Below are 10,143 nucleotides of genomic sequence, written 5' to 3'. Positions count from 1 at the left end.
TTGGTCAGCCTGGCGACGACGGCATCAATACCGGGCGCAACAATGTCACTGTCGCCGCCGGGAAAATCATCGGCTTACAGAGCAATTACGGCTGTAGTACTAGGCTGTGTCCCTTAATTAAATAATCGCCTGTAAAAGAGTCGAATACAGCCTAATTTCACCATGGACAGATAGTTTCGGGCGGTTTTTTCGTAGCGTGTTGCAATACGCCGATTTCCTTTGAGAAAACCGAAACAGCGTTCGACAATATTACGGTCATGATAAGCCTGTTCATCAAATTTCGTGCGGCCATCAGTGCTGCCTTTTTCATTGATTTTATACGGAATAATGCGCTTGATCCCCAATTTCCCGCAAATAACCGCGGCGTTTTCCGCCCGAATAGCCTTTATCTGCCAGTACCGCTTTGCCGCGCCGCTTCATGAAACCATTTTTGCGCTGTATGCCAATGCCGTCAAGCAAAGGGATGGTGGATTGACTTTCGTGGGCTTGCCCCGCCGTCAAATCAGGTTGAGAGGAAAGCCCTTCCGTCGGTTGCCAAGTGGATTTTGGTGCCATAACCCCCGCGTGAGTGACCCAGCGCATGATCGTCAGCGATATCGGGATGTTTTTTTCGCGCCTGCGACATCTTTACTCGCGCGAATATTGCTGCCATTCAGGCAAATTTCAGCCCAGTCAATCAAGGCTTTTTCATCAAGAATGGACAGAAACCGGTCATGCTCCCAATAATTAGATATCGTGATAAACTCCTTGCTTTTTATTATTGGTCAGATATGGCTAAAGTTGATGTGGTTTGTCGTTATTGTCACAAAACAAAAGAGGTTAAAGGGCATGGAAAAGGAAGTAGTGGGCATCCTCGTTATCATTGCTATACCTGCCGTAAAACCTTTCAACTGAACTACACCTATCAAGCCTGTAAGCCCGGTATGAAAGAACAGATCGTTGATATGTCGCTGAATAACGCCGGTGTCAGAGACTCAGCACGTGTCTTGAAGGTTGGCATTAATACAGTCATCCGTACGTTAAAAAACTCACGCCAAGACAGGTAACTACACTGCCTCTGTCAGGAAGCGCCGTCCAGATTATCTGTGAAATAGACGAACAAGGGTCATTTGTCGGTAACAAGAAAAATCAGCGCTAGCTTATGATGTTTACGATTGCCTTCCTGAAGAAAAACACCTTACAGGAAAGAAATTTACCCAGCGTATCAAGAGATACCCATCTCACTCTGCGTATCCGCATAAAAAGACTCAATCGAACTCTAAATCAGAGGAAATGCACGACAAAGTGATAGGAACCTTCATTGAGCGCGAGCACTATTTTTAATGTTCAATCTAACTATTTAATACACGGCCGGGTTTTGGGTGACTGGGTAGGTCTACTCACCCAAAACCCCAAAAGAGACAAATTTTTCATTTGCAATTATCATGAGTCCATAAAAATGGATTGCGAGCCGACAGCGTCATTTACAGTTAATGTGGGCCTGAACCCAATTTCATTTTCACTTAATGTGAGCAGAAAGATAGATAACCAAATACAGCACGTTCAACCCTTTCTGTAAGCTCTGATTTGGCAGATTCACCGTATTCACCTGCGGTATCAACCATGCCTTTGATTATTGCCATCACGTCTCGCGTAGCAGCCTGAATATCAGCCTGGGGAGGAATATCGGGAGCTATCAGCAGTTCAGTGATAATGCTGCGCAATTGTGTATTCGCCCACTGTACATCCCTATCAAAAGGCAAACGAGCCTCTTCAAAGTCAAGCAACCGTGCCAAAGCAGGGCGGAGTAGTTGGTGATCGACACAGGACTTAATAAAGGCAGAAATCCCAGCACGTCCACTCGTCTTTGTTACCGCCTTTTGTGCTTCCGTGATAAGTCGTGTTGACTCACGCACGATTAGCGCCCCCATCAGCGCATCTTTGCATGGGAAGTACTGATACAGAGAACCGATACTTACGCCAGCCAATTCTGCAACGGCATTTGTCGAAAAACCCTCGTGACTATGCCGCTCTAAAATGCGAGCAGTGGCCTCAATAATCGCTTCAACCATCGCGAGGGAGCGCGCTTGTTTCGGCTGTTTTCGTAACCCTGGTCGCTCTTGGTTTGATAACGTTGTCATGGGGGAATGCGAGTTGTGAAAATAAGTAATAGCTCGCATTATAGAGGCCTCAACAACGAATGCAAGGAACGACAATCATGTCTCAATCACAACATTTTACCCCCGCTTTAACCGTATTCATGCTGGTCAAAACAACCCCTGAATGGCTGGGTTTCTCTATCGACCAACGCTTCAAACATTTTGCTGAAGTCTTTACCCCCATCATCAAAAAACATGCCGCCGGTGTTTCGCTGCGTTTTTATGACGTCGAGTTTTATTCAACACGAGTCACAGACATCTGGGTATGGGATGCCAAAGATCATGAAAGCTACCAACTGCTCGTTGAAGAGTTGCGTGAAACACCGTTATGGGATCGGTATTTTGATATCGTTGAAATCCTTACGGGGGTCGAAAATGCTTACGCTAAAAACTATGGGCGCGATGTCGTCTCAGCTTAACAGTAAAAATCCGTGTAAGTACCAATACAGGCTACTTGTAGCCTGTACTTCAGATTATGTTTTTACTCGGTCATTTCATTAGTGTCCGGATTTATTAAAGCACAACAGATACGGCAGATATTTAGCGTTTACGCAGCGCGCTAAGCCGCATCGTCAGGATGAACAGGGGCACGCCAATGAGTGTGAAGCTCAACCCGATAGGGAGAAAGACTTCTGCAGATGCTGCTTTTGTCATGATATCCGCCGCAACGACTAAATTGCCGCCCACCAGAGCGGAAAGAAACAGTCGGCCGCTGCCTGTGGCCGATGAAACAAAGCTGGCCAGATGTGGCACCAGTATCCCTAGAAAGCTCAATGGTCCCACTGTGGTGACAGACGCTGCGCTTGACAAGACAGAAAATACCATCAGCATCGGACGAGAATATTTGATAGGCTCCCAAGGGACAAAGCAAGTTCGTTTCCAAGCTCATAGCGGTTTAAAGCGGGGCCAGTGATCAGAATACCGATAATACTCAATAAGAATAATGGCATGAATGATGCAATATGCAATAACTGACCAGCTGGCCTGAAACAACGATCCATCCATCCAGCAAGATTCAAGGATAACTCTGTCGGAAGATAGAGAATAAGAAAAGAGCTGACAGAACTGAGAACGGACGAGACGGCAATCCCCATCAGTAAAATTACCAAGCCACTTGCGCGATTATTGCCGACGAGTAAAGTCAAAAACAACGCAACAATCAGTCCACCAGTCAGTGCAGCAAGGACGATCAGCATCTTAGGTGTGGAGGGAATGAACGCCAGTAAGATAATGATCATCGTCATAGCCCCCTGACTTATACCAAAAAGGCCGGAGTCGGCCAACGGATTGCGAGCAATCGGCTGCAAAATAGCACCGGCAAGGGCTGCGCACCAACCAACCATCAGTCCCAATAAAATATGAGGTAATCCGCACAACCCAGAGTGCATAAAACTGGTAGTGCTCAAGGGAATTACCGAAAAGCATATGCGAAAATTCACATATACCAACGTTCGTAACTCCGACGTTTAAAGAAATAACGACTAGTATGATCGTAATGGTAGGTCTCGGCCATATTTTTCACATTAGACCTCCATCATATTAATCATGATATTGGAACTATCCAACGTGGGTATCTCATCAATGCCAAAACTCACCGCGGCATCATAACGAGCGGCATCCCTGCTCAGGGTAATGCTGACAATATCAATATTTGCCTGGTCAATATTATAGACGCCGGAGTAATAGCGTCCGGCATATAATGTTGTTCCTATGCGAGCTCGTGTTCCGCCATCAATGCCATTAAATGCGTCTTGGACTGCGTTCGCGACTAATTCATTGATATTCTATGACAAAAATTCATTTTTCCGCAAATTAATCCGCATAGAGACACCGATTGGCTTGACCGTTTCCCACTTGATGACATATTCAGGATATGGCTGCCCATACCCATCCTTATCGACTATCGTGAGCTCTGTATTACCACACATATCAATACCCGGAGGACCACTGTTCCAAATTGCATTAGCGATGTCATCCGCTTTCCCTCCGTAGACTCCTACATAAATTGAATGTGGTAATAATGGATAGTTGGACGTCCCTGTGTTTTTTGTAAAGCCACTATTATTAGAAATGACATACGCATCAACTAAACCGGCGACTTCCAGTACTGCGGCACGAATAGCCCCTAACGTATTTCTGGAATTGCGGGCAACAGATTGTCGACGACGATATTCAAAGTTAGCCCGGCTTTCCTCATTTGCCCCCGGCACACCAGCGGCCTCATTACGAATTCCAGACCAACCGGGTACAGAACTGTATATTGTATCCAGATCCCCAATCTGGCACGGTATTGGACCTACAGTGGTATTCTGAAAAACAATATCAACAGAACCTGTGGCAGGGATGGTTGCACTGTTCAACGAATGATACAGATAACCGGTTTTATCACGCGCAATACTCCCCGCCGGAATTACTGTCCCGACCATGCCCGTGCATCTTGCTGTTACCGTCGTGCCTGACGCCGGGATCCTGTCCAGAAAATAAATTCGCCCAATCGCATCCTGAAAACGCCCTGAGGCATAGTCCGGGTTTATCTGATTCACGATAGCCAGTAGCTGATCGTTTTTATCTGCAATAATGGCCGAGTCACTCACCGCAATCTGTCCCTGTGGTGATGTCAGACTGGTGCTCATCTGCCCGCCCATTGCCGTAGACAAATCACTGAGCCGCCCGTTCAGTATGTCAATTTCATCCGGCACCAGCAGCCCCGTTTTAGTGAATGTCACTGACGGGACGCTGGTTGATAAATTTACTGTTTTCGTCATAGATTCACCGTCATTTGGTTAAAATTACTGTCTGTTATCACCATTACGCCATTAATACTCCGATTTGCATCACTGACTGCGGTACATGATGCAGACTGAACATAAGGCAATTTGAGAGCCTCTTGTTCCATCTTGGCATTGATAAGCTGCGTACCGGGCCAATGTCCAAAAATACGTTGGTAATAAGGGATGCCTAACGTTGTGTCATACCAGCACTCACCCTCGCAGAGGATCACCGCTCTGGCATCTTTAGGCAACACATCCCATCCGTACAAGCTTGGCTCACAGTCCGCCTCAACCGAAATAACCTTCTTCCCATTAGGACGCTCAGTACTAATCCGCTTTACCTGCAACAACTCACCGTCCCGCTTGTAGGGAAAGGCGATAGCGGGCAATTCTCGGTTCTCATCGTGTGACCAGACGACAGCATCACACACCTTGTACTCTTCGGTTGTTGCCCGACTGATCCCCCGACTCTCAAGGTAGGTGTAACCGTTTTCAGTTTTACGGATATTCTTTTTCAGGGATTCATGCTTCGGTCGGCTAAATTTCTTCTGGCGCTTAGCCTCGAAGTGATGATCATCATCGGTAATGCCTAAAAATTGTTTGGCTTCGGTCATGGCTTGATGGAGACTGCAATCCCTCACCTGAACCCACAAGTCCAGCAAGTCACCCCCCGTTCCTTCCGCAAAATCTGACCAGACTCTTTTTCCTGCCAGATTCACTTTCAGGCTCTTTCCGGTCTCGCCATCCACTGACCCAGCAACCCATTCATGACTTTCTCGCTTGCCGTTCGGCAGTAGATATTTAGCCACTCTTTCAACATCAGACCACAGACGATCAGACAGTTCAGTGATTGTCATCATGTCTCCTTCAAATTTAATTTCTTGAACCAATACCGAACAAATCCGGCGCTCAACAAGCCGTAGCTGTATCCGCTGATTAGCAATGATTTGATAATGGATTTCATGGTTGACCTCAGAGGAATACAAGGCCATTTTGTGCAATGGTGATTTGTGTCTGGTGTGGCGGATATTGTTGTTTGCGTTTACGTGCCATTTCGTTCTGGTAATTCAGTTTTGCACTGACCTTAGAAAACCAGTTTTTCGCCCCGTCTTTACTGAATTCGATGTCGAACCGGTTTGCGTCAAACTCCAATATGCCAGATAGCGTTAGAGAATTGTTCACGCAATTAATGAAATCATTTAGTGAGCACCGAAGTGAATTACAAGGCGCAGCTAGTGACATATTACTCAAGTAACTAACTCCAGCTCATTTCCGAGTGGGCTGTGGTGAGTGACTCTGATATATTCAGGGATTAGACAATGGGATTCATGAGGGAGTGTGGTGTTTGATGTAATAGAAGCAATGCCAGAACCAATATCATCATTAATATTATTGATAATTTTGCTTGGTATCACTTATTTTTTATTGACCAGCTGGTTCTGGTTTATTAGCGTTCCTTTAGGATTGTTTTTCGCCTTCCTGTTCACTAAAAAGGCCAAGACAAAAATAACCAAAATAGCATGTGCATTCTTGACATTATTATTTTTAGCTCCACCAATAACTGCACTGTTTTTCAGAGAACTTTCTTTAGAGAATTTTAAATAACAATCACCGTTAAACACCAGCCTCGCCAATGCGGGGCTTTTTATTACCTGAATATAGGAAAATGATGATGCACCATATAGATCTGAAGAAATATCCAAAATTAAAAATAGGAGATAGGGTCGTTTTAAAAAATGGAGATACAGGTTATGTGGACAGTTTTTTAAATAGCGGTGGCTATGATTGCATGATGGACAGAACTAACAAATACCACATGTTACCCCCATCTGGCCAGAACATAACCATAGTAGGGTATGACAGTTGGTGTAGACGATGCATGGACGCAGGAACCGAGTTGCCGTATGAAACAGATGATAGCTTTTCAATAGACTGGAATGGCACTGCGTATAGCAACGGCTGCATACCGAATGGCCGATGCCATGATGAAAGTACGGGAGAATAACAATGGCTAAACATATCCACGCCGATTTAATCATGGCATACGCGAAATTAGCGCAGGAGACGGATAGACCGTGGGAGCATTTCGAAATTAAATATCTGGGCGAATGAATACCGCTAAATGGTGAAATCACGTTCTCACCTGAACGTACATACAGACTAAAACCCCGCACTATCAGAATCGGTGATATAGATGTGCCGGAACCAGTGAGGGAGATTCTGAAATACGGGACCGTTTATTACATACCAAAATTAGATGTGACACACACCGTTAGAACAACATGGGACAATATGGATGTTGAATTAGAATATCTCAGAATGGGCCTAATCCACCTCGACCGCGAATCTGCCGCACTGCACGCCAAGGCGCTTATTTCCCTAACCTCTAAATAATCCAACCCAGAAATCATTAATCGTTTTCATTAACGAGGGATGTCTACATGCGAAATTTAATGAATACCGAAATACAAATGTCTTCGCTGGAAATTGCGGAATTAGTCAATTCTACTCATGGCAATGTTAAAAGAACTATTGAAAGGCTCGCTAAAAAAGGAGTTACCCAACTTCCTCTGATGGATAAAGTTGAGAAAAAACAAACGAATAGCCCTAATAAGTATAGCGATGCCTATATATTTCAGGGCGAACAAGGCACTATCCCGCAAGGATATCAGGGGTACAGCAATCTACAGGCAACCTATGGGCTTAGTAATGCTAAGAGCAAGCAATTAGTCATGGCTTGGTCAGTGCCACACAAGAAAGTTCCTCATGTTGCACCGGGCGGACAGGTTACGCAAATGTCAGTGGTACATGAAGACGCATTCGAAAAGGCTCTGTACCAGATGATGAAAGAAGCAGAGCAACGCGGCTCACAGTGGTATCACCCCAAGATGGGCAGGTTCTCCATCACAGGTTGGGAGAGTGCAGCATGATCCACGACGCTTGCCGAGTCATTCCCACACAACCACAGGCAGTCAGGAACAGGCGCGCATGGAAGCGCTGTCTGGCATTACTCATTGTTTCAATCGTTGTATTTATTCCAGTCTGACGACGGGAGGTAATCATGCACCCATCAATCAGCTACAGCTATGTTGAAAAAAAGAAAGAATATGTAAGACACGGGCGTAATCATATTGAATATTCCGATCTTGGTGATATGCAATTTAATATTCCATTTGCAGAGTTTGCCAGTCGCTCTGACTTCGATGTCAGTGACATGTTTGCTTATGCCAGAGTGCATTGCGATGTAGAACGTCTCGCCGAAGAACTCACGAAGGCAGGCTATAGCCTATCGGGAGATTATGGCTATCGCAGAACAGATGCTCAAGGAGGCTGCCTGAACTTTTTTAACGATTATATCCCCTATGGCGCTCAGGAAGCACTGGATGAACAGGAAGGGAAAAAGGCTGCGAATGAAGAGGTAGTTCTGGCGCAACAGGGAGAAGACGCTCACAAATTATATAACTCATTACCAGAGGGAACTGGTGCGATTTTCTCACCACGGATGAATGAATTGTTTGGCGAGCTGTTTGATATGGGTGATGAGGTTGATGAAGACATCAACAATCTATTGTACGCCCTTTGCTTACGTAAGGTTAAAAGAGGATACAAAAATGGCGTTAAAAATTATTAAGGCAACCCAGCCGATTGAAGTAAAGAACCTAATCACCTGTATTTATGCCCCGCCCGGACTCGGTAAAACATCAATGGCATTTACTGCAGCCTCTCCACTTCTTCTGGATTTTGATAAAGGTGCTCACCGCTCACAGTTCCGTAAAGACACGGTTCAGGTTAGCGGATGGGGAGAAGTTGAGCAAATAGCTGAATCGGATTTGACGCCCTATCAAACGATAGTCGTTGATACCGCAGGACGCGCACTGGATTGTCTCGCAGCAGAATTAATCCGCAAGAATCCCAAATTTAAAGGGTATGGTGGTCAGCTATCCTTGCAGGGATTCGGTGCATTGAAAGCCGGATTTTCAGGCTGGTTAAATCTGCTTAAATCCTTTGGTAAGGACATTATTCTGATCGCTCACATGGAGGAAAAGCAGGTCGGTGAAGACTTGGTGGAACGACTGGATATTCAAGGTGGTTCTAAAGGTGAAATTTATAAAGTTGCTGATGTGATGGGGCGCATCCGTATTGAAGGAACCGGCAGTAGCGCAAAGAGAATGCTGGATTTTAACCCCAGTGCATCTGGTTTTGGTAAAAACTCCGCTCAACTGCCCGTACAGGAAGTCCCTCATTTCAGTACCAGTCCTGATTACTTTGCGGAGATTATCCAAACGACTAAGGACGAATTAAACAAACAGTCAGAGGAAGCTAGACAGGCTCAAGAGGCACTTGCACTTAGTCGAAAATTTATTTTAAACACTAAGACAATATTAAAGTCAAGTGAAAACATCGGTCAGGAAAGTTTATCACCGATTGGTTATTACCGACATCTGAATCAACCAATCCGTGACCTAATCAGGATGAAAATTAATGACGAAGATATTGAAGGAATTAAACAGCTCAGCGAAAAAATAGATTTAATCGCCAAAGAGTTAGCAGAAAAGTTCACCAATGACTAACGAATTCGAGAACGGACGACGACAGGTGGCAAGGGAGTGCTTGAATGTTGTATCTCAGGAAATTGATGAATGTTTAGGAGTGTAGACATGAATTTTTTAGACAAAAAAGAACTGGTTAAAAAAAACAAATTATCAATGACGCAGGTCGATCGACTAGAAAAAGCGGGGTTATTTCCATCACGCTTTCCTTTAGTATCTAAAAAGGTAGTATGGGATGAGAGTGAGGTAGAAAAATGGATGGTTACAGTAAAAACACAAGCCAGAGATCACAACCTGCAACCATCGACCAATAAAACTTATAACATGCTTAGAGACGGTATGTTGCCTTCCAAGAATCAAGCATGTTAGCCCACTGCTGTAACATATCAGCTCGTTGTATCGCATACTCTGCTTTGTTATACACCGCCCTCACCCCACTTTGTTCATGAGCTAGGCATTTTTCAATCCAGTCAGTGTTAAATCCTAGTTCATGCAATAAAGTTGAACCTGTTCGCCTAATATCATGTACTGTGAAATGCTCGAACTCTCCCCCTTTCCTGTTGATATGCGCTATGGTTGTACTAATTAACCCGAATTCTGGATAAGAAATTGACGAGAAGCCTGTTCCCGGAGCAAAGTTTTGGTGCACACCGAAAACAACTCCGAGGGGGAACAGGCTATGGA

The 10,143-nt window shown here is 44.9% G+C and carries 14 protein-coding genes and 3 pseudogenes; 8 read left to right on the top strand and 9 right to left on the bottom strand.

Annotated elements, in window-relative coordinates; genetic code table 11:
- Positions 1-113 precede the first annotated feature (113 nt).
- A pseudogene (locus tag Xhom_RS36995) lies at positions 114-713 on the bottom strand (IS5 family transposase); the annotation flags it as partial.
- Between the two features lie 57 nt (positions 714-770).
- Here Xhom_RS36995 and Xhom_RS17325 point away from each other — a divergent pair.
- A pseudogene (locus Xhom_RS17325) lies at positions 771-1,323 on the top strand (IS1 family transposase).
- Between the two features lie 179 nt (positions 1,324-1,502).
- Here Xhom_RS17325 and Xhom_RS17320 read toward each other — a convergent pair.
- Positions 1,503-2,159 carry a TetR/AcrR family transcriptional regulator gene (locus Xhom_RS17320; protein ID WP_211287900.1) on the bottom strand — a complete coding sequence of 219 codons (657 nt, stop codon included), beginning with the start codon at positions 2,157-2,159 and terminating at the stop codon, positions 1,503-1,505.
- Positions 2,160-2,197: 38 nt separating this feature from the next.
- Here Xhom_RS17320 and Xhom_RS17315 point away from each other — a divergent pair, with 38 nt between their 5' ends.
- The gene (locus Xhom_RS17315; protein WP_069315487.1) at positions 2,198-2,557 is read left to right on the top strand and encodes a darcynin family protein; all 360 of its coding nucleotides are present in this window, start codon (positions 2,198-2,200) and stop codon (positions 2,555-2,557) included.
- Positions 2,558-2,678: 121 nt separating this feature from the next.
- On the opposite strand, the gene Xhom_RS40215 is transcribed toward Xhom_RS17315, so the two are convergent.
- From Xhom_RS40215 to Xhom_RS17290, 6 genes and pseudogenes are all read right to left on the bottom strand, one after another.
- Positions 2,679-2,963: an iron chelate uptake ABC transporter family permease subunit gene (locus Xhom_RS40215; RefSeq protein ID WP_250637335.1), complete on the bottom strand. Its 285-nt coding sequence runs from the start codon at positions 2,961-2,963 to the stop codon at positions 2,679-2,681.
- Complete coding sequence (locus tag Xhom_RS40210; RefSeq protein WP_198148737.1) at positions 2,963-3,544, bottom strand: iron chelate uptake ABC transporter family permease subunit; 582 nt, start codon at positions 3,542-3,544, stop codon at positions 2,963-2,965. Before Xhom_RS40210 ends, Xhom_RS40215 begins: the two co-directional genes overlap by 1 nt.
- Before the next feature lie 117 nt (positions 3,545-3,661).
- A pseudogene (locus Xhom_RS17305) lies at positions 3,662-4,903 on the bottom strand (baseplate J/gp47 family protein).
- Positions 4,900-5,769 (bottom strand): hypothetical protein, encoded by an 870-nt coding sequence (locus Xhom_RS17300; RefSeq protein WP_420855270.1) that lies wholly within the window; start codon positions 5,767-5,769, stop codon positions 4,900-4,902. Before Xhom_RS17300 ends, Xhom_RS17305 begins: the two are co-directional and overlap by 4 nt.
- 112 nt (positions 5,770-5,881) lie before the next feature.
- Positions 5,882-6,091: a hypothetical protein gene (locus Xhom_RS17295; RefSeq protein WP_099139814.1), complete on the bottom strand. Its 210-nt coding sequence runs from the start codon at positions 6,089-6,091 to the stop codon at positions 5,882-5,884.
- Between the two features lie 233 nt (positions 6,092-6,324).
- Complete coding sequence (locus tag Xhom_RS17290) at positions 6,325-6,531, bottom strand: hypothetical protein (protein WP_069315483.1); 207 nt, start codon at positions 6,529-6,531, stop codon at positions 6,325-6,327.
- A gap of 257 nt (positions 6,532-6,788) precedes the next feature.
- On the opposite strand from Xhom_RS17290, the gene Xhom_RS40205 reads away from it, so the two are divergent.
- The 6 genes from Xhom_RS40205 (at position 6,789) to Xhom_RS17265 (ending at position 9,828) form a co-directional block, all read left to right on the top strand.
- The gene (locus Xhom_RS40205; RefSeq protein WP_274540184.1) at positions 6,789-6,914 is read left to right on the top strand and encodes a hypothetical protein; all 126 of its coding nucleotides are present in this window, start codon (positions 6,789-6,791) and stop codon (positions 6,912-6,914) included.
- 436 nt (positions 6,915-7,350) lie between these two features.
- On the top strand, positions 7,351-7,839 hold the full coding sequence (locus Xhom_RS17280) for a hypothetical protein (protein WP_084022981.1): 489 nt from the start codon (positions 7,351-7,353) through the stop codon (positions 7,837-7,839).
- Positions 7,829-8,002, top strand: coding sequence for a hypothetical protein (locus tag Xhom_RS30565; RefSeq protein ID WP_169928474.1), 174 nt, complete (start codon positions 7,829-7,831; stop codon positions 8,000-8,002). The genes Xhom_RS17280 and Xhom_RS30565 overlap by 11 nt, the downstream gene beginning before the upstream one ends.
- Positions 7,971-8,540, top strand: coding sequence for a hypothetical protein (locus Xhom_RS17275; protein WP_069315481.1), 570 nt, complete (start codon positions 7,971-7,973; stop codon positions 8,538-8,540). The genes Xhom_RS30565 and Xhom_RS17275 overlap by 32 nt, the downstream gene beginning before the upstream one ends.
- Positions 8,521-9,480 carry an ATP-binding protein gene (locus tag Xhom_RS17270; RefSeq protein ID WP_084022979.1) on the top strand — a complete coding sequence of 320 codons (960 nt, stop codon included), beginning with the start codon at positions 8,521-8,523 and terminating at the stop codon, positions 9,478-9,480. The genes Xhom_RS17275 and Xhom_RS17270 overlap by 20 nt, the downstream gene beginning before the upstream one ends.
- A gap of 87 nt (positions 9,481-9,567) precedes the next feature.
- On the top strand, positions 9,568-9,828 hold the full coding sequence (locus Xhom_RS17265; protein WP_169928472.1) for a helix-turn-helix transcriptional regulator: 261 nt from the start codon (positions 9,568-9,570) through the stop codon (positions 9,826-9,828).
- Here Xhom_RS17265 and Xhom_RS17260 read toward each other — a convergent pair.
- The coding region (locus Xhom_RS17260) for a tyrosine-type recombinase/integrase (protein ID WP_420855269.1) at positions 9,788-10,143 on the bottom strand (356 nt) is incomplete at its 5' end. The two genes, Xhom_RS17265 and Xhom_RS17260, sit on opposite strands and share 41 nt — an antisense overlap.

The organism is Xenorhabdus hominickii (genome assembly GCF_002632725.1).
In the GTDB taxonomy this organism is placed as follows: domain Bacteria; phylum Pseudomonadota; class Gammaproteobacteria; order Enterobacterales; family Enterobacteriaceae; genus Xenorhabdus; species Xenorhabdus hominickii.
This window is presented reverse-complemented; position numbering and strand designations above follow the sequence as displayed.